A 23,975-nucleotide genomic window follows, 5' to 3' on the forward strand; every position below is an offset into this window, starting at 1 on the left:
GAACGATTGAGGAGTTATTAATGGCAGTTTCAAAAAAGAATGAATTTACACAAGAAGATATCTGGCTGGCTGATGTAGCAAAAGCTCTTTCTCATCCGGCAAGAATCAGAATTCTAAAAATTTTAAATGAGATGGAATCCTGTATGGTTGGGAATATTGTTGATCAGTTACCACTTGCACAAGCTACTGTATCTCAGCATCTAAAAGAACTCAAGAGAGTTGGATTAATCCAGGGTGAAATCGACGGACCAAAAATCTGTTACTGCGTAAACAATAAGAATTTACTGAAAGCCAAAACAGCTTTGGATAAAATGTTTACAAAAATTGGTTGTTGTTAATCAGCTTATAGGATTACACGATTTCAAGAATTCAAATTTGCAGGTTTACACGATCATTCTTTAAAGAATTTATTATCATAAAAATAAAAGGAGTAAAAAATGAAAAACCCGAATGAACCAAAAAAAAATGTCCATGAGAAAAATGAACAGAGTGAAAAATCAAATGATTCTTCTAACTGTTGTGGACCTACTTGCTGCAGTAGTTCAGATAAAAACGATTCTCGGAGAAAGGGTAAATAAAATGGGAACAGCCAAAGAATTAAAACAAACCGTAAAGGAAAAATACGGCGAAATAGCTGTGAAGAATCAAACAGGTTGTGGATGCGGCTGCGGCTCAAAATCGAATAAAATAGTTGGTTACACAGTAATGCAGGACAATTATACAAATCTTGAAGGTTATATTGCCGAAGCTGATCTTGGACTTGGTTGTGGTGTTCCAACCGAGTATGCAGGAATAAAAAAAGGTGATACAGTCGTTGACCTTGGCAGCGGTGCAGGAAACGATGTCTTTGTTGCAAGAGCAATTGTGGGAGATGAAGGTAAAGTTATAGGTATTGATTTCACTTTGGAAATGATTGGTAAAGCGATGGCTAATAAATTAAAAGTTGGTTTTGACAATGTTGATTTTAAACTCGGAGAAATCGAAAATATCCCGTTTGCAGATAATGCAGCGGATGTTGTTATCAGCAATTGCGTTCTAAATCTTGTTCCCGATAAACGAAAAGCATTCGCTGAGATTTACAGGATATTAAAACCTGAGGCTCATTTCTGTGTTTCTGATATTGTGATAAAGGGCGAGTTACCTGAAGAATTAAAAAAGTCAGCAGAAATGTACGCTGGTTGTGTTGCTGGTGCACTTCAGCAGGACGAGTATATTGGAATAATCAAAGAAACCGGTTTTAATAATGTTCAGATTAAAAAAACTAAAGTGATAGAAATTCCTGATGATGTGTTAAAAGAATATTTAAGTGATTCTGAAATCGAAAAGTTCAGAAATAATAAAGTTGGAATATTCAGCATAACAGTTGTCGGATATAAGAATTGAAGATTTTAATTTTATGCACAGGAAATTCTTGTCGCAGTCAGATGGCGGAAGGATTTCTTAAATCATTCGATAAAAAACTTGAAGTGTATTCTGCCGGTACAAGTCCGGCTGAAAAAGTAAATCCTTTTGCCATCAAAGCAATGAAGGAAATCGGTATTGATATCAGCAAAGGTATCGCTGAAAATGTTGATAAATATTTACATCAATCTTTTGATTACTTAATTACAGTTTGTGATAATGCAAAAGAGACCTGTCCTGTTTTTATTGGAAATGTAAAGTATCGATTGCATATCGGCTTTGACGATCCTGCAGATGCAGTTGGAACGGAAGAAGAAATTATTTGCGTTTACAGAAGAGTCAGGGATGAAATCAAAAAAGATTTTTATGAGTTGTATCTGAAAAAACTAAAACAAAAATGTGATCAATAACTAAAAGATTTTCTTTTATCTATCGCTATTCGATTTTGTGGGAATAAAGATACCGCTGTTTCTGTACTTTGTGATAATGTTCCTTGTTTCATTTTATCTGTGAAAAAAATGGTGATGTGTAAAACAGCAGCTCTCTCATTCATTTAATCAAGCAACAATTGTGAGCTTTCCATTGCAGTTATCACCATAATTAAAATTGCAGTATTTGAAATAAATTCAGATGAATCATTTGCTGCTTTTATATTCCACCGGATTAATGACCAGTTTAAGTTGTATTGGTTGATGTTGTGTTATGTGTTTAGATAAAATATTTTATTTATAAACCAGATTTAAAAAGAAAAATATTTATTTCTTATCTGTCAACAATTTATTCTTTCACTTTATTTCTATTTATTAAGTATTTGTAAATAGAAAATCATCACCGCAGTTCAGCAATCTTTTTATCGAGAATCAATTTCCTGATTATTAGAAATATTCATTCCTTTAGTCATAGAAAATTCTATGGGTGAACATCATTTCTTTTATTTTCCATTGGTTCACTAAAGTTTATTCTTCGCTTCAACAAGTCTGAGTTCAAAATTTTCCGGGCACAGTAGTTGAAACTTTTCAATTGTTGAAGAAAGTGAACAGATGGAAAAACTAAACAATCACTCATTATTTCTCCTTTCACTTAATCGTTTCTGCTATGATGTTGGAAGAATCATATCCAGAAAATATCATCTTTCAGTAAATGAAAGAAATGCTCTCATTATTCTATCCAATCTTGAAATTAGTTCAGTCAAAGAATTATCCGGGCATCTATCAATTTCAAAAACCAACACTTCCAAAGTCCTTAGTTCACTTGAAAAGAAAGCTTTCGTTCTCAGAATATTCGATAAAAAAGATAAAAGATTTGTCCAGCTTCTTTTAACTGAGCAGGGTAAACTGACTTCAGATCAGGTTGCCAATGAAATAAATGAGTTGTTAATAAAAAGACTTTCTATGGTACCTGGAGAATTGGGTGAAAATTTTAAAAAACTTATTGATGAAAATCACGAGCTAATTAATTATCATACTTTCAAAACAAAAAATCAAAGATAGGAGTTCTTTATGGATAACAACCTTACAAGAAAAGATTTTTTATTAAAATCTTCGAAAGCAGCAGTGGGTATAACTGCAATTGCCGGTGCAACAAGCCTGATAACAACTGCTGTAAATGCGAAACCACCTGTAACACCCTGGCCTTGGCCATATACACAATTAGATCCTGAAGCGGTAAGAATTCAAGCACATAATCTTTATTGGAATGGTAAAGACTGCTGTGCGGGAGTTTTCGGCGCCATAGTTCAAGCACTTGCAACAGCAATTGGCGAACCCTGGGCAAGTCTTCCAATGGAAATAATGCTTTATGGTCGTGGTGGAGTTTCCGGATGGGGAACTCTTTGCGGTGCAATAAATGGAGGTTTGGCACTTATAAGTTTAGCTACAGAAAAAACGCCGTCCGGTGCACTATTAACAGAACTTCAAGGATGGTACACAGAAGCAGAGTTACCCTCTGATGAAGCTAACCAGATTGGTGTTAGTGGTGGTTACCTGGTACACAATTTTGATGGAGATCTGGTGCAAAATATTTCCGGAAGCCCTTTGTGTCATACATCTGTTACTGAATGGTGTATAGCTGCTAATAAGAAAGTGAGTGATGTGGAAAGGAAAGAAAGATGTGCACGTATTGCGGGAGATTGTGCTGCAAAAACAGTTAAAATACTTAACGAATTCTTTGCTGGAACATTTGTACCATCTTATGTTGATCCAGCCTCTGTTACTGCATGTTTAAGCTGTCATGGTTCAACCGGGTTCAACAATGTAATGACAAGAATGGATTGTCAGCCATGTCACGGTGACCCACACAATCCACAAGCAGTCGAGACTCTTATTGGGTCTGCAAACGCATTTGAATTGAGTCAAAATTATCCAAATCCATTTAACCCAAATACTAAAATTCAGTTCGCGGTTTCTGAAACTGAAAAAGTTAGCCTCGCAGTTTATGACATTCAAGGAAGATTGATTAGAAATTTAGTTGATCATGAATTGTATCAAAGAGGAAAGTATGAAGTAACCTGGGATGGACGTGATAGTAAAGGTAACATTGTTGCAAGCGGAGTTTATTTTGCCAAGATGCATGCTGGAAAATTTGCAAATACTAAAAAGATGATAATGAACAAATAGTTTAAATGATATAATTGATCAGGTGCTTAAGTATTTTATTTATACATAAGCACCTGATGTTTTATTGAAAGCCTCGTTCCACTCTGAATAATGAAATTTTAACCAGCTTATCTATTTCCTTAATGATAATGTATTGCCTCGATTAACCATTGTGACACCAATTAAAATTAAACTTGAAGCGACAAAAACTGTGATAGTCAGCGGTTCATTTAGAATGTACCATCCCAAAAAAATTGCGATGATGGGATTGATATAAGCATAAGTTGAAAGCAACGAAAGCGGAAGTTTTGTAACTGAATAAATGTATGAAGCATAACCGATTATTGACCCAAAAATTATCAGGTAAGCAAAAGCCAGCACCCCGTTCTGTGTAAGATGAAAACTATTTTGTTCACCAAGAATTAAACCCAGTGCGGTCTGTAATATTCCGGCAATCAGCATTTGTATTGAGGCGCCCATCATAGGTTTAACATCGGATTTTTTATATTTCCAGTATATGCTGCCCGCTGCCCATGCAATCACAGCACCGAGCAAACACAAACCACCAAGCACTACATTAAATTCCAAAGAGATTTTCAAGTCTTCTGCAAATATTAAAACAACTCCTGCTGAACCTAAAAATAATCCGGTAATTATAAATAAATTTATTTTTGGTTTGTTAGGAAGAAAAAATTCAATACCAACAACCCAAAATGGAAGTGTGCTGAGAATGAGTGCGGTTAATCCACTTGGCAGCCATTGTTCAGCAACAACTACCAAACCGTTTCCGAGTCCGAGCAGCAAAATCCCGACTATCGCGAGCTGCTTCAAATCTTTTAATCTAGGGAACTTATATTGCCTCAGTTTTAAAAATACTGTCATCAACAATCCAGCAATAATCCACCTCAAGCCAGCAAATAACATTGGTGGTAAATCATTAACCCCAACTCTGATTGCTAAATAAGTAGTTCCCCACACTATACAAATTGTTAACCAGGCAAGATAAGCTTTTAATCCGTACTTCTCGTGCATTTGATATGATACTTAATTTATTAATGGCTGTAAAAATAGACTAATAACTTCAAGCAGCAATCTACATTTGATGACCGGTTGAGTGGTTGTTATCCTTATCACATATTTAAAGTGAACATTCGGTTTGTTTGTCTTATTTTATCTTTAATTACCATTCACATTCTATCTTTGGCTTGTTTAGCCAAGCCGAGTTCGGTAATTTTCTAAACACAAATATTATAATTAATTGAAATCCCCACGGAGAATAAAATGACCACAATTATTGATGTAATTGCAAGAGAAATACTTGATTCAAGAGGTAATCCCACAGTAGAAGTTGAAGTGATGCTTGAAGGCGGAGTTATCGGAAGAGCTGCCGTTCCAAGCGGTGCATCAACCGGTGAACACGAGGCTGTTGAATTACGTGACGGTGATAAAAATCGTTATAACGGCAAAGGAGTTCAAAAAGCAGTTGAGAATGTAAATGAAAAAATAGCAGATCAAATAATTGAACTTGATGCTTCTGATCAGGTATCGATTGATAATCTTTTAATTGATCTTGATGGAACGGAAAACAAATCAAACTTTGGCGCTAATGCAATTCTTGGAGTTTCACTTGCTTGTGCAAAAGCTTCTGCTGCTTCTCTTGATCTCCCGCTTTATAGATATATCGGAGGAACAAATGCAAAAACTTTGCCTGTTCCGATGATGAATATTTTAAACGGCGGAAAACATGCTGATAATAATGTTGACTTCCAGGAATTTATGGTTATGCCTGTTGGTGCACCAAGTTTTGCTGAAGCCTTGAGAATGGGTACGGAAACTTTTCATGCTTTAAAATCCGTTCTTTCAAAAAAAGGCTACAACACAGCCGTTGGTGATGAAGGTGGTTTCGCACCAAATCTCAGATCGAATGAAGAAGCAATTGAAGTAATTCTAGAAGCAATTCAGAAAACTGGTTACAAGATTGGTGATGAAATTGCAATTGCTCTCGATCCTGCTGCAAGTGAGTTCTTCATTAAAGAAAGAAATGCATATCATCTATTTAAATCCGCGCCAAATCAGGAAATCCCGATTGAGAAAATGGTTGACTATTGGGCTGGATGGGCAAGTAAATATCCAATCGTGTCAATTGAAGATGGTCTTGCTGAAGATGACTGGAACGGCTGGAGATTACTTACTGAAAAAATCGGAGATAAAATTCAGCTTGTTGGTGACGATCTTTTTGTAACAAACACAAACAGACTTGCAAAAGGAATTGAGCTCGGTGTGGCGAATTCAATTCTGATAAAAGTTAATCAGATTGGAACTTTAACTGAAACACTCGATGCAATTGAACTTGCAAAAATAAATGGCTACACAAGTGTTATCAGTCATCGCTCCGGTGAAACCGAAGATACAACGATTGCTGACATTGCGGTTGCAACCAATTCCGGTCAGATAAAAACAGGTTCTGCATCCAGAACTGATCGCATTGCTAAATACAATCAACTGCTTCGGATTGAAGAAGAACTGGATGCAACAGCGGTTTACCCAGGACTTGATGCACTGAATTACAATATGTAATTCCTCAGCCCGGTTGATTGAATTCTGCCGGGCATTTTTATCTTTAATAAAATTATAGTTGAAAAAAATACACACCATAAAAAGGTCGATTTATGAAAAACAATTATCTCCAGTACTGTAACAACATAATCAAAAAAAACAAGATAGAATTCATTGATCTTAAAGCGATAGATCTGGTTGGAAGATTACATCATATCACACTTCCATATTATCCGAATATTCTTGAGAAACTATTGAGTGAGGGTGTAGGATTCGATGGTTCGAGCTACGGTTTTAGAAAAGTTGAGAACAGTGATATGATACTTATTCCTGATCTTTCAACTGCGAAAATAGATCCATTTCGGGATGCACCAACTTTAAGTTTCTATTCACATATTGTTTTAACGGATGCTAAACGGACTCCTTTTAATCAGGATGGAAGATTTATTGCAAGGAAAGCAGAAGAGCTTCTGAAAAAAACTACCGGGGCAGAGCATTCATGGTGGGGACCAGAATTTGAGTTTTATATCTTCTCCAAAGTTGAATTCGATACAAGAACGGCATCATCTTTTTACAGAGTTGAACACGCTGAAGAGTTTTATAAAAAAGCTTACCACGCTGCAAATCCATTTGATGAGTATGATGATTTCAGAGATGAGCTGACAAAACTTTTAATTCATCAAGGTGTAAAAGTTAAATATCATCATCACGAAGTAGGTGAACGTGGTCAGCAGGAAATTGAAACATATTTCTCCACGTTACTTGACTCTGGTGATAACATTGTAACCACAAAATATATTCTGTTCAACTTTGCGAAACAGAAAGGATTGTACATTACCTTTATGCCGAAACCGATGTACCAGCAAGCCGGGAACGGTATGCATCTTCATTTATATCTTACCAAAAAAGGAAAGAATGCTTTCTATAAAAAAGGCGAGTATGGTAACATCAACGAGCTTGGAAGATTTTTTATTGGCGGACTTTTAAAACATGGTCCGGCACTTTCTGCTTTTACAAATCCAAGTACTAACTCATACAAACGATTAGTACCAGGTTTTGAAGCACCTGTCGCATTGACTTACGGACAGGGTAATCGTGCATCCGCAGTACGAATTCCGAAATACATTTCTAATCCTGATGAAACCAGGTTTGAGTATCGTCCACCAGATGCAACTGCAAATCCGTATTTATGTTTAGTCGCAATGCTTCTTGCCGGAATAGATGGTGTTGTAAACAAAATCGATCCGGTTAAAGAAGGATTCGGACCTATCGATAAAAACTTTCTGGCAGATGACTACAAAGGTAAAATTCATTTTCTTCCGAGAAATCTTGCTGAAGCCTTGGATGCTTTGGAAGCAGATAACGACTTTTTACATCGCGGCGGAATTTTTACAGATGAACTTCTTGATCAATGGGTGAAGATAAAGAATGAAGAAATTCATTCTATTGGTACGATGCCGCATCCGTTTGAATATAAGATGTATTTTAATCTTTAATGTTTTGTGGTGAAAAATATTTTAAATATTTTTTATTTCAATTGACTGAACAGAATTTTTTAATAAAAATTATCTTATTTAAGTTTAGCCCGCTTTTTTATGCGGGCTTTATTAATTTTAGTCTTTCTTTTAAAATATGAGTGAAAATATTTGAACTTTGTTGGTGAATTAGCAGCACTCGCAACAGCTTTTTGTTGGGCTATAACTTCGTATGCATTTACAAATGCATCAAGAAGAGTCGGTGCAATTCAGGTCAATATTGATCGAATGGCATTCGCAAGCATTCTGCTTTTTCTTATCATTTTCGTTTCCGGCATCAGTCTGCATTTATCTTTCAACCAGATTTCAAATCTTGTAATCAGCGGAATACTTGGTTTGGTTCTGGGCGATTCATTTCTGTTTAAATCTTTTCAATTAATTGGCGCACGGCTTGGTATAATTTTAATGGCATCTGTTCCCGTTCTTAGTTCCATACTTGCATTCTTCTTTTTGAATGAAGTTATTTCATATCTTGGAATGTTCGGAATGGTTTTAACGATTGCAGGAATATTGATTGTTGTATCAGAAAAAAAAACAGGTGAGACGAACAGTATTACTTTTAACAAACTTGGAATATTTTACGGATTTCTTGGTGCACTTGGTCAGGCAAGCGGATTAATATTCGCAAAGTTTGCTTTTTTAGAAAACGCGGCACTTAACGGGCAGGGTGGAGAACTGAATGGATTTGCAGCCAGCTTTATAAGATTATTTTCCGCATCAATAATTATTCTTCCTTTAGCTTCTATGTTCAAAAGATATAAAAATCCAATTAGGATTTATTCCAAAGACAAATACTCTGCGAAAGTAATTTTAATTGGAACCATATTCGGACCTGTGCTCGGAATTACAGGAAGCCTTATAGCAATTGCGTATGCAAAAGTTGGAATTGCTTCAACATTAATGGCAACAATGCCTATAATTATGTTACCCATCTCAAGATTTTATTTTAATGAAAAGCTGGATTGGAAAGCAATTGCAGGTGCATTTGTGGCAGTAATTGGTGCAGCGATAATTTTTTTAAGGTGAGATAGAGGTGATAGCTCTTAATGAGAATTGATTATCTTACCTTTATTCAATAATTTTAAATAAATAATTGGAGCATATAAATGTTATTAGAATATATAAACAAAGCGATGATAAAAGCGCATTATGAAATTCTTCAAGATGATCGATCTTATTATGGTGAAATTCCTGGATTTGAAGGCGTCTATGCTAGTGCTTCTGATCTTGAAACATGTCGGAATGAATTAAAAGAGGTCTTGGAAGAATGGATTCTGCTCAGAGTCTCACGGAATCTTGAGATACCTAAAGTAGAAGGACTAAGTCTTAAAATAGTTGATGTAGCTTAGTGCCAACTGTTAAGCCACTAAAAAGAAAAGAGTTAATTCATTTTTTGAAAAAGCTTGGATTTGTAGGACCATATTCTGGGGGGAAGCATCAGTTTATGATTAGAGATAAATTAACTTTAACTATTCCAAACCCACATAAATCCGAAATTGGAAAAGAATTGCTGATACGAATTTTAAAACAAGCTAAAATAGAAATTAGTGAATGGGTAAAACTCTGAGTTAATACTTAGAAGCTAAAACACTTTTATAAATCTCATAAGTTTCCTCATCAAAGCAAACAAAAATTACTTTCTCAATAGAGTCATTTTTCTCTAAAAACTTTTTCACTTCAGTAATAGCAATCTTTGTTGCTCTCTCCAATGGAAAGCGATAAATACCCGTACTAATTGCAGGGAAAGCCATTGATTTTATTTTGTTTTCTACTGCAAGCTTTAATGAATTGATGTAGCAATCAGCAAGTAATTTATCTTCATTATGTTTTCCGCCATTCCAAACCGGACCGACTGTATGAATAATAAATTTTGCTGGAAGATTAAATCCCGGAGAAATTTTTGCTTCACCTGTTTTGCATCCACCAAGCTTCTTGTTGAATTTAAGTAATTCTGGTCCGGCTGCTCTATGGATAGCTCCATCAACTCCACCACCGCCAAGAAGAGAAGTATTTGCTGCGTTGACTATTGCATCAACTTTTAGTTTGGTGATATCGCCTTTGTAAAGTTCAATTCTCATCATTCAATTTTTTAATATTTGTTCATTAAAATAAAAAGCCCCTCCTTTGGAGGGGTTGGGGAGGCATTATATTCCCATCTCCTTTTTCACCTCAACAAATTTTTCTACCGCAAAATCCAGATCATCTTTTGAATGAGCTGCAGAAATCTGTACACGGATTCTTGCCGTGCCTTTTGGTACTACAGGATAGAAAAACCCAATAACATAAATTCCTTTTTCAAGTAATCGTGCAGCCATCTTTTGTGAAAGCACTGCATCACCGAGCATAATCGGTACAATTGGATGAATACCGTCTTTAATTTCAAAACCTGCTGATTTGATTTTCTCTCTGAAATATTTTGTGTTCTCTTCGAGTTTATCTCGTAAATGAGTCGTTGAAGAAAGCATTTCAAGAACTTTTAAAGATGCTGCCACAATACTTGGTGCAACCGTATTTGAAAATAAATATGGACGTGATCGTTGTCTGAGTAATTCCACAATTTCTTTTCTTGCAGATGTATAACCACCACTTGCACCACCGAGTGCTTTTCCTAATGTGCCAGTTATTATATCAACTCTTCCCAAAACATTATTATGTTCATGAGTTCCTTTTCCGTGCTTACCCATAAAACCAACTGCGTGAGAATCATCAACCATTACCATTGCATTGTATTTATCAGCAAGGTCACAAATTCCTTTCAGGTTTGCGATGTATCCATCCATTGAAAACACACCATCAGTTGCAATCAGAATCTGCTTTGCGTTATTTGCTTTTGCTTCTTTTAATTTTTCTTCGAGGTCATTCATATTGTTATTTTTATAACGATATCGTTGTGCTTTACACAATCTTACTCCATCTATAATACTTGCGTGATTTAGTTCATCACTTATAACCGCATCATTTTCATTTAATATTGTTTCAAATAATCCGCCATTCGCATCGAAGCAGGAAGTGTAGAGGATTGTATCATCCATTTCAAGAAACCCGGAAATCTTTTTCTCAAGCTCTTTATGAATTTGCTGTGTTCCGCAGATGAATCTTACAGATGAAAGCCCATAACCCCATTTATCATAACTTTCTTTTGCTGCTTTGATTATATCAGGATTATTTGCGAGACCGAGATAATTATTAGCACACATATTTAAAACTTTTTGTCCGCCTGTAACTTCTATGTTTGCGCTTTGTGGAGAAGTGATAACACGCTCATTTTTGAAAAGTCCATCTTGTTTGATTTGCTCAATAATATTTGAATAATGTGTTTTAATATTTGTAAACATTTGTTCTCCTGTTAATTACACAATTAAAAGATTACAAAATTGAAAAATTGTTTAGTGAAATATTGCTGTAATCTTTTAATCTTTCAATTTTTTTATTAGCTATTTTCCCAATCCAAAATAACTTTACCTGAATTTCCCGACTTCATTATCTCGAATCCTTCAAGGTAATTATCAATCTTGAATCGGTGAGTTATGATTGGTTGAATCGACAAACCACTCTGAACCATTGCCTGCATCTTGAACCATGTTTCAAACATCATTCTACCGTAAATCCCTTTGATAGTAAGCCCGTTAAAAATAATTTTATTCCAATTGACACCAGCTTTTTCAGGAAGTATTCCAAGCAACGCAATTTTTCCACCGTGATACATAACATCAATCATATCATTAAATGCATGAATGCTTCCACTCATTTCTAACCCGACATCAAAACCGCCAACCATTCCAAGTTCTTTCATTACATCAGGAAGTTTTTCTTTTGTAATATTGACTGTTCTTGTGGCTCCAAGTTTTTTTGCAAGTCCAAGCCGGTATTCATTCATATCTGTAATTACAATATTTCTTGCACCTGAATGTTTTACTATTGCCGCAGCCATAATTCCAATTGGTCCGGCTCCGGTTATGAGCACATCTTCACCAAGCACATCAAATGAAAGTGCAGTGTGAACAGCATTTCCAAGAGGATCGAATATTGAAAAAATTTCGGTTGAAATTTTTGGATCGCAATGCCAGATGTTTGAAACAGGAATAACAAGATACTCTGCAAAACATCCCGGACGATTTACCCCAACTCCTTTTGTATTCGGGCAAAGATGACCTCTTCCTTCACGGCAGTTTCTGCAAGTTCCGCAAACGATATGACCTTCACCACTAACAAGTTCACCAACTTTTACATCGTGAACGTTATTTCCAAACGCTTCAACTGTTCCGACATACTCATGTCCGGTAACCATTGGAACAGGAATAGTTTTTTGTGCCCACTCATCCCAGTTATAAATGTGAATATCAGTTCCACAGATTGCAGTTTTATGGATTTTAATTAATACATCATTTGGTCCGTATTCAGGAACAGGAACTTCATCCATCCAGATTCCGGGTTTTGCAAATTTTTTTACGAGTGCTTTCATTTTTTTCATGCCATTACCTTTCAGGAAATGATTACGAGCAGGCTTTTATAGTTTTACAAAAAAGAAAAATATTTAACGGTTTAAAATTAGATATAAGGATAGTAATCAGCAATAAATTGTGGAAGTAAATAGGATAGAGTATGCGTTGATTCTAAATCAGATCAAAGAAAACAAAGCAAATTCTGATTTCATTAATGAAATTGGCTTTGCTTTAATTTCCTTAATTTTTTTATCAACTAATTCTTCATCAAAGCCATTAACTTTTGCTGTGTCTTTTAACCAGGAAATTTCGGCTTCGTTTATTGTATTCTCAGACAATGCAAGTTTTAATCCATCTTCGATAAAAGATTTTGAAATACTTTGACTGGAAAATTTTAATGGATCTTCAGTTATATATTTATTTTCAAGAAGATTTTTTATTGTTTCTGTAACAAAGTCCGAAGAAAAGCCCATTCTTTTTGCGAACTTATTAATGATAGAAATCTCAGTTTCGCTTAGTTGATTATCCATTCTTGCGATAATCAGCAATCCTTTAAGGTAGTTGCTTCGATCGAGCAGGGGAATTTCCAATTTTGCCTCTTGTAATTTTAATGCTTTTCAAAGCTAAAAAATTTGTGATGAGAAAAAAACTCATTAATAATTACACTCAAACTTAATACCACACCTTCCTGAAAAAATTTGATTGATGAAGAGTCAAATTATAAAGTGATTATCAGTTGCTCCTTCAAATTATCTGAGAATTACGTAATTAATAGTGCAACAACTTCTATTTGTCATGTTTTTATTACCGGTCTCAAATGTAATTTTCAGAAATTACTTCACTGAGAATCTAACTATTTATGAATAAAAACGCGGAGATAAACTCCGCATTCAAAATTTATTGTTTAACCAAAATAAGATGTGGTGGTATCGGATCCGGAACTTTATTCTTCACTGCAGGTAAAGATTTCAAAAACATAAATATTGCTTTTAAGTCTTCATCAGTTTGCTGAGCCAGATTTTGCCATGGCATTGGTGGTAATATTGGTCGTCCTTCTGCAACACCAAGATGCTTACCTGTTTTCATTGCAGATACAAACATCTCCAACTGCCAGCTACCGATTCCGGTTTCATTATCAGGTGTAATGTTGGAAGAAAAAGTAATTCCCCACGGACCAACTGCCGTTGTCATATCATGCGAAAGAAATGCCCAGTATTTCATCAGTGAAGTATCAACTGGTGGAATCTGTGTGCCTTCAGGATGACCTGAAAATCGTCTGCTCATATCAAGTTCAGGACCTTTCGGACCAAATATTTTTGGTGTATGACAATCATCACAGCCTCCAACTGTAACGAGCAGCTTACCGCGTTCAAGCATTTGCTGTTCAGTCATTTCAGTTTTAGCTTCTTGCTGATTACAGCCAATGAAAAGAATAATTGCTGAAAAAGAGAGGAAAGACAAATAAACAAAAATAAACCTATTGAACCTCATAAAAATTAAACCTCCTTAGTTTAGGGATAATTTATAAAAATATGGTAAATGAACGGGGACAAATTTAGAATGACTAAAGCTGATCAGCAACAAAATTGATGATGAACGGTTTTTTATAAAGTTGAAATGTATCTGATGCGTATAAAATTTCTTCACGAGTTTATGATGCTTATTAATGAATGATAGTAAAATAAAATTGTATTAAATTTCGGTTATCAATTATCAGGATTACTAATTTTTTCAGCTTTAAGCTGTTCCCGCTTTACGGGAAATTTTTCAACTTAGCAGGGAGATTAAAATGAACTACCGCATTGAAAAAGACACAATGGGAGAAATCAAAGTTCCTTCCGATAAATATTATGGCGCACAAACTGCACGATCACTGATGAATTTTAAAATCGGCGGCGATCGTTTTCCAAGAGAATTAATCAAAGCACTTGGCATACTAAAAAAAGCCGCAGCTTTGACAAACCAGGAATTGGGAACGCTTCCAAATGAAAAAGCTGAACTTATTATTAAAGCTGCTGATGAAGTGATTGCAGGAAAGCTTGATGAACATTTTCCTCTGGTAGTATGGCAAACCGGAAGCGGAACGCAAACTAATATGAATGCCAATGAAGTCATATCAAACCGTGCTATTGAACTTGCTGGCGGCGAAATCGGAAGCAAGAAACCTATTCATCCAAACGATGATGTAAATAAATCGCAATCATCGAATGATACATTTCCAACAGCAATGCACATTGCAGCAGTTGAAGAAATTCACCGCAGATTAATACCAATGGTAACAAAACTCAGAGATGCGCTCCAGAAAAAATCTGATGAGTTTAAAAATATTATCAAGATTGGAAGAACTCACTTGATGGATGCTGTTCCGCTAACACTCGGACAGGAATTTGGTGGTTACGCTCAGCAATTAACAAATGGACTCGAAAGAATTAATGCAGCCTTACCAAGATTATATGAATTAGCTCTTGGTGGAACTGCAGTTGGAACTGGATTGAACACTCATCCACAGTTTGCTGTTAAATCGGCGGAACATATTGCTAGAATCACTGGATTAAAATTTGTAACTGCACGAAATAAATTTGAAGCGCTTGCAGCACACGATGCACTTGTTGAATTCAGTGGAGTTTTGAAAACTCTTGCTGCTTCATTAATGAAAATTGCAAATGATATAAGATTACTTGGTTCCGGTCCTCGCTGTGGTTTGGGTGAAATACATCTTCCTGAAAATGAACCAGGTTCCTCAATTATGCCGGGAAAAGTAAATCCAACTCAAAGTGAAGCAATGACAATGGTTTGTGCTCAGGTTTTTGGGAATGATGTCGCTGTAAATTTTGGTGGTGCAACAGGACATTTTGAATTAAACGTTTTTAAACCAGTGATAATTTTTAATATTCTAAATTCAATCAGATTAATTTCTGATGCGTGTGAAAGTTTTACTGATCATTGTGTAGTTGGAATTGAAGCAAACACAGGCAACATTAAAAAGCATCTTGAAAATTCTTTGATGCTTGTAACTGCATTGAATCCGCACATTGGTTATGACAACGCCGCTAAAGCGGCGAAGAAAGCTCACGCTGAAGATAAAACTTTGAAGGAAGCAGTAGTTGAACTTGGATTATTGACAGCAGAAAAATTTGATGAAGTTGTCAGACCGGAAAAAATGATTGGTCCAAAAGCGTAAAACATTGCGGTTGCACAGATTAGTAATCTGTGCAACAATTAATATTAAAATATCAACTTTTGAACGAAACTATTTTAAATATTTATCCGGTAATAATTGACAGATAAAAAACAATTCTTTTTAACGGTAAAATTTTTTACACAGCCGTGAAAATTTCTGCTTCATCACTTACTGTTTTACACACTCACAATTTTTTGGATTGATATTTTGACCGATATACAAAGTTTCATCTTAGTATGATTGTTGATTAATAAAATCGGGGCTCTAAAATTTTGTTCTGAGGTTATAAAGAAAAAATGTCTCTTTAAATTCTTTCTCCATTAACTAACGAGATAATTGGAGTTATTAACTTGAATATTTTTTGGCACAATATTTTACTCTCTCTCTGCGAAATTTTCGGAGCGGAGTATGAAAATATCCTCTCATACTACTATCCTTAACCACATTATACTCTTATTTATAACTAACCGATTACTGTTATATTTTTTATTTTGCTTAAAGTTTTTAACAAAAAGACAAAATGCAATGAATACAAAAATAATTCTGCCGGTAACTTTACTATTATTAAACATAGTAGCTTGCAACACAACCGATCCACCTCCGGACAGTGAAAAGCCAACGCTTAAACTAAAGCTTGAAGATGTATCCTGTATCGAAGCGTGGATAAGACTTACAACCACAAATCTACAACTGCCAGCAACTGTAATAATAAAACAATATAACTCAACAGGTGATACATTATCTCATATCTCAATACTAGATACTCAAGACTCACTTCTCTACATTGATTCTCTTTTACCAAATCAAACATATAAATTTCATACAACCATACAGTCATACAACCAAGCAGAAGTAAAAAGTAATGAGCTAAGCGTTACAACTATGGACACAACAAGCCACAATTTTACATTTGAAACTTTTACTTTTGGCGGTACAGCGGGCAGCAGTGTGCTTTACGATGTAGCAATTATAAATGATAACTATATAATTGCTGTTGGTAATGTTTTTTTACTTGAATCAATTGGTCAACCAGATCCTCAACCGTATGGGATTGCTATTTGGAACGGACAATCCTGGGAATTAAAAAAGATATTCCATAGCACAAATATACCAGTAACACCGAGAGGAATACTTGTAATCAGTGAGAATGAAATATATCTGGCAGCAGGAAGTATATTCCGATGGGATGGTGTTTCATCCACAGTACAAATGGTCTATTCAAGACTCAGTTTACCAAATCCAAATGCAACAATAGAAAAGTTATGGGGAGAATCAAACTCACAGATTTATGGAGTAGGGAATGCTGGCAGTATTGTTTTCTACAATGGCACATCGTGGAGCCGGATAGAAAGTGGAACGGAATTGAACATAAACGACATTTGGGGAGATTATAATCAGAAAACCGGTGAATGGGAAATACTGGCTGTAGCATCAAATAAGTTTTTTAATGAGGGTAAAAAAATTTTCAAAATTGATGGTCTTTTGGTAACTGAAATAAATGTTGTTGGTTTAACGTGGAGCTTAAGTTCAATTTGGTTTAATGCAGCAAGAAAATATTTCATTGCAGGAGACGGTATTTATTATAAGAAAACATTAAATGAAAGCTGGGTAAAAGACTTAACATTTATACAAATCTATAAGGATAGAATTCGGGGCACCCAACTCAATAATATTTTGGTAAGCGGATCAAACGGTTTGATATCGCATTTTAATGGTGTGAATTGGAAACACTACATTAACAATGAACTTCCGTACTACAGTGGCCGGTTACTTTCCTGTGATGTCAAAGATAACATACTCATTGCTGTTGGGTGGAAAGAAATACAAGCCATAATAACAATGGGTAAAAAGTAAAGAAAGGAGTTATAGTAAGATGAGTCCGCCGTACAATAAAACTAGCGAGTAGCGATGTAGCAGCATCGCTACTCAGAAAATGCAAATAATAAAGGTTGGGTTGAATAATTCAATGAATCATTCTGCCTTTTTATTTGCCTGCTAAACTTAACATAATTATTCAAAAAAATAAGGGAGAATAAAAATGAAAACTTTATCAGTTATGCTATCTACAGTAAAATATTCTACACACTTTTACCTTTAGAGAAGTTGTATTTTAATTCTTAGAATAAAAACCAATAAAAATAAACAGCATCATTTTTGTTATATAATATTAGTGGCATTCTTCTCTGTATAATTTTAAATTAGGACTAAATAACTAATAGTTTTTAGGAGAGAAAAATGAAACGGGTAATTTTTGGTGCACTAATAATAAGCCTTAGTTTGTTACTACAGGCTTGTAACACAACCGATCCTCCACCACCCGACGGTGAGAAGGCAACGCTTGAGTTAAAACTTGAAGATGTATCCTGTATCGAAGCGTGGATAGAACTGACTACAACCAACCTGCAGCTGCCAGCAACCATAACATTAGAACAAATTAATCCTGCGGGTGATACTACTTCTCATATCGCAATACTAAATACTCAAGACTCATTACTCTACATTGATTCTCTTTTACCAAACCAAACATATAAGTTTCATACAACCATACAGGCATACAATCTTACAAGCAATGAGTTGAGCGTTACAACTATGGACACCACAAGCCACAATTTTACATTTGAAACTTTTACTTTTGGCGGTACAGCGGGCAGCAGTGTGCTTTACGATGTTGCTATAATTAATGAAAACAATATATGGGCAGTGGGTGAAATTTATGTTGCCGATACAAGCCAGAATGGATACACAATGTATAATGCAGTTCATTGGGACGGAAATCAGTGGGAATTAAAAAGGATTTTATATGATGGAAATATTTGGACTATTAAAACAATTTTTGCATTTAACCAAAACGATATTTGGTTTTCTGCATTTGTAAGATATGATGGTCAAAAATTTATTGAACTGCCAATCTCTCCTATACTAACAGGGTGGTCGATAAACAAAATCTGGGGAAGCAGCAGCCGTAATCTGTATGTGGTTGGAAATAATGGAAATATTGTTTTCTACAATGGCACATCGTGGAGCCGGATAGAAAGCGGAACGGAATTACAATTTACTGATATATATGGTGCAAGTGATCCTAAAACTGGTGAGCCGGAAATACTTGCTGTATGCACAAGAAACCTTCCGTTAGCTAAAGGCATATACAGAATAAAAGGAAATACTGCTGTTGAAATTTCGTCTGTTCCAATTCAGTGGGAATTAGCAGGTGTTTGGTTTATACCTAATAGACATTACTACGTAGTTGGTAGCGGAATTTATGAGAAGAAATCTCTTACAGATAGTCTGTGGTTAAACAAACCACTAGATATTACACATTACGTAACACCAAAGATTAGAGGAAATGGTTTGAACGATGTGTTCGCGGTTGGAGCTTTTGGTGAAACGCTTCACTATAATGGAGTTAGCTGGAAAAGTTATATTGAGGAAACAGGTCTTAATTCAGGAGGATATTTTTCTGTTTGTGTAAAAAATAATACAATGGTAGCCGTTGGATTCACCTACCAAAGTGCAGTCGTAACAATAGGAAAACGAACAAATTGAAAACGAAAGGAGGTAAAAAATGAGTCCACCAGACAAAACTAAAAGCGAGTAGCGATGCGGCAACATCGCTACTCAGAAATGCAAATAATAAAGGTTGGGTTGAATAATTCAATGAATCATTCTGCCTTTTTATTTGCCTGCTAAACTTAACATAATTATTCAAAAAAATAAGGGAGAATAAAAATGAAAACCTTATCAGTTATGCTATCTACAGTAAAATATTCTACACACTTTTACCTATAGAGAAGTTGTATTTTAATTCTTAGAATAAAAACCAATAAAAATAAACAGAATCATTTTTGTTATATAATATTAGTGGTATTCTTCTCTGTATAATTTTAAATTAGGACTAAATAACTAATAGTTTTTAGGAGAGAAAAATGAAACGGGTAATTTTTGGTGCACTAATAATAAGCCTTAGTTTGTTACTACAGGCTTGTAACACAACCGATCCTCCACCACCCGACGGTGAGAAGGCAACGCTTGAGTTAAAACTTGAAGATGTATCCTGTATCGAAGCGTGGATAGAACTAACTACAACCAACCTGCAGCTACCAGCAACCATAACATTAGAACAAATTAATCCTGCGGGTGATACATTATCTCATATCTCAATACTCAATACTCAAGACTCATTACTTTACATAGATTCTCTGCTGCCAAACCAAACATATAAGTTTCATACAACCATACAGGCATTCAACCATACAAGCAATGAGTTGAGCGTTACAACTATGGACACCACAAGCCACAATTTTACATTTGAAACTTTTACTTTTGGCGGTACAGCGGGCAGCAGTGTGCTTTACGATGTTGCTATAATTAATGAAAACAATATCTGGGCAGTGGGTGAAATTTATGTTGCCGATACAAGCCAGAATGGATACACAATGTATAATGCAGTTCATTGGGACGGAAATCAGTGGGAATTAAAAAGGATTTTATATGATGGAAATATTTGGACTATTAAAACAATTTTTGCATTTAACCAAAACGATATTTGGTTTTCTGCATTTGTAAGATATGATGGTCAAAAATTTATTGAACTGCCAATCTCTCCTATACTAACAGGGTGGTCGATAAACAAAATCTGGGGGAGTAGCAGCAGTAATCTGTATGTGGTTGGAAATAATGGGAATATCGTTTTCTACAATGGCACATCGTGGAGCCGGATAGAAAGCGGAACGGATTTGAATATTGGAGATATCTGGGGAATAACAGACGACAGTGGAGGTTACAATAAATACATAGCTGCAGATAATGCAATGTTAAAGTTAGACGAAGATAATAATTTATCAAGAATTGATGCTGAACCAGGAATGATTCTTAATTCAGTTTGGGGAATTTCGAACAGATTAATATATACAGCAGGAGATGGAATAGTTTTATATAAAAATAATAATTGGGAAAAAATATACAGCCAGGGAGTAAACACTATATACAGAATCAGAGGACAATATTATAATGACATTTGCGGAATTGGTTCTCCAGGTTCAATCATTTATCACTTCAATGGATATAGCTGGGCATCTATTAACCCTGATCCAAATAATCGGTATCGAAGTATTGATATAAAGGAAAATACTATAGCTGTCTCTGGCTACCAGGGAGAAAAAGCAGCCATTACAATATTAAGGAGAAACAATTAAAGAGAGGTAAAAGCATAAAAATAAAAAATCTCATCCCCGTGGTGCAACGCAGGGATGAGTTAAGCTGCATACAAAAATTTACGTTACGCAAAAGCCTCGCAAGCTAATGCTTTTTTTGTACGCAGTTTAAGATAAACATAAAACGACTAATCTTAAATTAAAAGGAGATGACAATGAAAAACCAAATTCTCTTTCTTGCGTTATTCACGTTATTCTATATCAGTAGTGCAGTATCGCAGGATAACACCCCGGTTCTGGAAGGAACACATAATAATGCTTACACGACGGTTGAGCCGCCATCAATTTTTAAATACAGAACATTACTTGGTAAAACGGCAACATCTGATTTTCAGATTAATTACGAAAATCCCGCTCCCCCTTATCAAGCACAAATAGCAATTGAGTATGCAGTTAAAATTTGGGAATTTTTGATCAACTCCAACCAGATAATCAAAATAAATATTAAGTGGGAAGATTTAGGTTACAGCAGTACGTCAGGTTATACATTAGCAAAGTGTGGCACAGATACTTTTTATAATTCTCCTTCTCTGCCTGAATCAAATGTTCAATACCCTATAGCACTTGCTGAACATTTGCTGGGTCAGAATTTAAACGGAAGTAGTTTTGATATTGTAATGTATATTAATTCAAATGACAGTATTGATTGGTATTTTGGTACAGAGGGTATTCCACAGGAAGATAAAAATGATATGGTAAGTGTTATTTTACACGAAATTGCACACGGGCTTGGGTATATTGGTTTCTTTGGTGTCAGCGGAAGCTACGGCTACAGAGGAATAAGTGGTATTCCTGTTGATACAAACTCGCACCCTTCTATTTATGATACTTACGGGGCGTTAGCAAATTATTACCCGGCTTTAGATTTTTTAATTAATTATCCGAATCATTCTACAGAATTAAAAGGCAAGCTTACAGGAAACAGTGTTTATTTCAGCGGAGATAATTCCTGGATTCAATACGGACGTAACATCCTTCCAAAACTTTACGCACCTGCAAGCTGGAAATCAGGTTCTAGTATTTTTCATCTTGATGATGAAACTTTTCCTCAGGGTAATAGTAATTCATTAATGACTCCTTCAATAGACCAAGCAGAAGTGATTCATTCGCCCGGTGAAGTAGGTCTTGCAATATTACAAGACATTGGATGGAGCATAAACAGACTTGCTACCTTTTTACATCCTGAACCGGGAGTAGCATTACAGAAAGGTGCAATTGATACTATAAAATGGACAGATAATGAAGGAGGTTCATTCAGCCTGGTTTTACTTGATTCGATAGATAATTTTATAATGACTGTATGCACTCTTGGTACTGCTGATGTAGGATTGAACGAATATATTTGGACAGTTCCCACGAATGTTACGAATGGTAAATATCGGATTAAAGTTCAATTTGGTGGTGCATTCGGAATAACAAATTTATTTACAATAACCAATCAACAGCAGGTTGCAACGCCTGTATTTACACCTCCGCCTGGTACTTATCCTGATACGGTCTCTATAACCGCTTCTTGTCCAACACCAGGTGCGACTATAAGATACACAACCAACGGCACTGAGCCGAACAGCAATTCACCTGTGTTTCCACCCTCATTACTTATTTCAACATTTACAACAATAAAAGCTAAAGCTTTTAAGGATGGTATGCTTCCGAGTTTAACTACTGTAGCAATATATAGTATAGGTATTGAGGTTGCAGCACCAGAGATTTCTCCTGTTTCAGGAAGCTACGCGGGTGAAGTTTACTTAGAAATAACTTGTCCAGATCCAGCAGCTGTAATAAGGTACAATTGGAGTTATGATCCGAACAATCCTCCAGCAGATCCTGATGAAAACTCAACCAGGTGGGATTGGAACCCCGGAACTGGAAATGGAATACATTTCTTGTATCCAACATTTCATAATTTAATTGTGAAAGCTAAGACTTATAGACCTGGTTATGTACCTAGCCCGGTAATTTCAACGACATACCAGATTGTTCACGGAGTAAACATAAAACAATTCGATGCTTCAGGAACACCGTTTGGACAAGCAGCATTCTGGAATACTTCACAATGGAATTATGTTGATCCTGATTCCGCAATAGTTTTAGAAACCAACAAAAACCATTTTCTATCTACTCAAGATTTTAAACCCGGCACAAATCAAAAGTTTAATTTTTGGGATGATAATCTTTTAATCACAAATGATTCGTATCGTAATTGGGATACAATAACCATTAAATCAAGTACGACAGAAGTAAGTTCACATTTTAATATAACTGTCGATGGAGTTGTTATAAAAAATAACCTCGAATCAACAGGAATAAACGGAGGATCAATCGAATTTATGGACCCTTGGCTTGTAGATTTTAATGAACCTCCTTATGGTTATAGGAGTAGAGGAATGGATGCACCATTCTTTCCAAAGACATCACCATTTAATCCAAACTATTCCAGCTCATACAAAGGAGTCTTCCTGAATCAAGGTTCACCTAACTGGACTCCGCCTTACTACAAAGTCGGTATGCTGGAAGAACAGCCAATAACAGTAAACGGAAAAGAGAGAAAATTCTATCCATACAAATGGCAGAATGATGGAGGAGTAACTTTTCAGGTTGAATATGCAAGACAAACAGGTGTTGTATTCACTTCATCAAACGCAACTGCAACCGCGGTGCTCAAAGGACAATTGATGAGCAACGACCAGAACGGAATAAGCAGCGGCTCACAGCGTAAGCTTGTGCGCACGGATAATGGAATTTACCATTGTGTTTATGAATCTATGGGTGAAGTATGGTACACACATAGCTTAACAACAAATTATAATGGTCAGTGGCGTCAGGATATCTGTATTTCGAATACTATTGGTAATATGAGTAAAAATCCCTCGATTGATTTTGAAGGAAACAAAATAAAAACTGTATCAGTTATACTATCAACAGTAAAATATTCTTTGGCTGCAAGTACCTTTCTACCTGTGGAAAAATTGTATGTTGATTCCTGGAATAAAAACTAATAAAAATAAACTGCATCATTTTAGTTGCTTAATTAGTGGTATTCCTCGCTGTATAAT

General features: G+C 35.5%; 21 protein-coding genes. 15 read left to right on the plus strand and 6 right to left on the minus strand.

Features of this window, described 5'->3' with window-relative positions; genetic code table 11:
* Positions 1 to 20 precede the first annotated feature (20 nt).
* The 5 genes from HND39_08580 (at position 21) to HND39_08600 (ending at position 4,016) form a co-directional block, all read left to right on the plus strand.
* Positions 21 to 338 (plus strand): winged helix-turn-helix transcriptional regulator, encoded by a 318-nt coding sequence (locus HND39_08580; GenBank protein QKJ96334.1) that lies wholly within the window; start codon positions 21 to 23, stop codon positions 336 to 338.
* A gap of 241 nt (positions 339 to 579) precedes the next feature.
* Positions 580 to 1,383 (plus strand): arsenite methyltransferase, encoded by an 804-nt coding sequence (gene arsM / locus HND39_08585; GenBank protein ID QKJ97939.1) that lies wholly within the window; start codon positions 580 to 582, stop codon positions 1,381 to 1,383.
* A complete protein-coding gene (locus tag HND39_08590) occupies positions 1,380 to 1,811 on the plus strand; it encodes an arsenate reductase ArsC (GenBank protein ID QKJ96335.1) in 432 nt (143 codons plus the stop codon). The genes arsM and HND39_08590 overlap by 4 nt, the downstream gene beginning before the upstream one ends.
* Before the next feature lie 630 nt (positions 1,812 to 2,441).
* The gene (locus HND39_08595; GenBank protein ID QKJ96336.1) at positions 2,442 to 2,891 is read left to right on the plus strand and encodes a MarR family transcriptional regulator; all 450 of its coding nucleotides are present in this window, start codon (positions 2,442 to 2,444) and stop codon (positions 2,889 to 2,891) included.
* A gap of 9 nt (positions 2,892 to 2,900) precedes the next feature.
* The gene (locus tag HND39_08600; protein QKJ96337.1) at positions 2,901 to 4,016 is read left to right on the plus strand and encodes a T9SS type A sorting domain-containing protein; all 1,116 of its coding nucleotides are present in this window, start codon (positions 2,901 to 2,903) and stop codon (positions 4,014 to 4,016) included.
* A gap of 111 nt (positions 4,017 to 4,127) precedes the next feature.
* Here the strand turns inward: HND39_08600 and HND39_08605 are convergent, their stop codons facing one another.
* Positions 4,128 to 5,027, minus strand: coding sequence for an EamA family transporter (locus tag HND39_08605; GenBank protein QKJ96338.1), 900 nt, complete (start codon positions 5,025 to 5,027; stop codon positions 4,128 to 4,130).
* Between the two features lie 249 nt (positions 5,028 to 5,276).
* Between HND39_08605 and eno the strand changes: the two genes are divergently transcribed.
* From eno to HND39_08630, 5 genes are all read left to right on the plus strand, one after another.
* Entirely contained in the window at positions 5,277 to 6,572 is a 1,296-nt protein-coding gene (eno, locus tag HND39_08610; protein QKJ96339.1) for a phosphopyruvate hydratase, read from the plus strand.
* 92 nt (positions 6,573 to 6,664) lie between these two features.
* On the plus strand, positions 6,665 to 8,047 hold the full coding sequence (gene glnA, locus HND39_08615; GenBank protein ID QKJ96340.1) for a type I glutamate--ammonia ligase: 1,383 nt from the start codon (positions 6,665 to 6,667) through the stop codon (positions 8,045 to 8,047).
* 150 nt (positions 8,048 to 8,197) lie between these two features.
* Positions 8,198 to 9,112, plus strand: a complete 915-nt coding sequence (locus HND39_08620; GenBank protein ID QKJ96341.1) for a DMT family transporter — start codon at positions 8,198 to 8,200, stop codon at positions 9,110 to 9,112.
* 80 nt (positions 9,113 to 9,192) lie between these two features.
* The gene (locus HND39_08625; GenBank protein ID QKJ96342.1) at positions 9,193 to 9,435 is read left to right on the plus strand and encodes a type II toxin-antitoxin system HicB family antitoxin; all 243 of its coding nucleotides are present in this window, start codon (positions 9,193 to 9,195) and stop codon (positions 9,433 to 9,435) included.
* Entirely contained in the window at positions 9,435 to 9,653 is a 219-nt protein-coding gene (locus HND39_08630; protein ID QKJ96343.1) for a type II toxin-antitoxin system HicA family toxin, read from the plus strand. The genes HND39_08625 and HND39_08630 overlap by 1 nt, the downstream gene beginning before the upstream one ends.
* 1 nt (position 9,654) lies before the next feature.
* On the opposite strand, the gene HND39_08635 is transcribed toward HND39_08630, so the two are convergent.
* From HND39_08635 to HND39_08655, 5 genes are all read right to left on the minus strand, one after another.
* The gene (locus HND39_08635) at positions 9,655 to 10,167 is read right to left on the minus strand and encodes an O-acetyl-ADP-ribose deacetylase (protein QKJ96344.1); all 513 of its coding nucleotides are present in this window, start codon (positions 10,165 to 10,167) and stop codon (positions 9,655 to 9,657) included.
* A 63-nt stretch (positions 10,168 to 10,230) separates the two neighbouring features.
* On the minus strand, positions 10,231 to 11,421 hold the full coding sequence (locus HND39_08640; protein QKJ96345.1) for a glycine C-acetyltransferase: 1,191 nt from the start codon (positions 11,419 to 11,421) through the stop codon (positions 10,231 to 10,233).
* Positions 11,422 to 11,516: 95 nt separating this feature from the next.
* Positions 11,517 to 12,548, minus strand: a complete 1,032-nt coding sequence (gene tdh, locus HND39_08645; protein QKJ97940.1) for an L-threonine 3-dehydrogenase — start codon at positions 12,546 to 12,548, stop codon at positions 11,517 to 11,519.
* Positions 12,549 to 12,704: 156 nt separating this feature from the next.
* A complete protein-coding gene (locus tag HND39_08650) occupies positions 12,705 to 13,118 on the minus strand; it encodes a hypothetical protein (protein ID QKJ96346.1) in 414 nt (137 codons plus the stop codon).
* 307 nt (positions 13,119 to 13,425) lie between these two features.
* Positions 13,426 to 14,019 carry a diheme cytochrome c-553 gene (locus HND39_08655; GenBank protein ID QKJ96347.1) on the minus strand — a complete coding sequence of 198 codons (594 nt, stop codon included), beginning with the start codon at positions 14,017 to 14,019 and terminating at the stop codon, positions 13,426 to 13,428.
* Positions 14,020 to 14,317: 298 nt separating this feature from the next.
* Here HND39_08655 and fumC point away from each other — a divergent pair, with 298 nt between their 5' ends.
* From fumC to HND39_08680, 5 genes are all read left to right on the plus strand, one after another.
* Complete coding sequence (gene fumC, locus HND39_08660; protein QKJ96348.1) at positions 14,318 to 15,709, plus strand: class II fumarate hydratase; 1,392 nt, start codon at positions 14,318 to 14,320, stop codon at positions 15,707 to 15,709.
* Positions 15,710 to 16,234: 525 nt separating this feature from the next.
* The gene (locus tag HND39_08665; protein QKJ96349.1) at positions 16,235 to 17,563 is read left to right on the plus strand and encodes a glucosyl transferase; all 1,329 of its coding nucleotides are present in this window, start codon (positions 16,235 to 16,237) and stop codon (positions 17,561 to 17,563) included.
* Between the two features lie 381 nt (positions 17,564 to 17,944).
* A complete protein-coding gene (locus HND39_08670) occupies positions 17,945 to 19,252 on the plus strand; it encodes a glucosyl transferase (GenBank protein QKJ96350.1) in 1,308 nt (435 codons plus the stop codon).
* 380 nt (positions 19,253 to 19,632) lie between these two features.
* Entirely contained in the window at positions 19,633 to 20,901 is a 1,269-nt protein-coding gene (locus HND39_08675) for a glucosyl transferase (protein ID QKJ96351.1), read from the plus strand.
* Between the two features lie 173 nt (positions 20,902 to 21,074).
* Entirely contained in the window at positions 21,075 to 23,918 is a 2,844-nt protein-coding gene (locus HND39_08680; GenBank protein ID QKJ96352.1) for a chitobiase/beta-hexosaminidase C-terminal domain-containing protein, read from the plus strand.
* Positions 23,919 to 23,975 lie beyond the last annotated feature (57 nt).

The sequence above is a fragment of the Ignavibacteriota bacterium genome, from assembly GCA_013285405.1.
In the GTDB taxonomy this organism is placed as follows: domain Bacteria; phylum Bacteroidota; class Ignavibacteria; order Ignavibacteriales; family Ignavibacteriaceae; genus IGN2.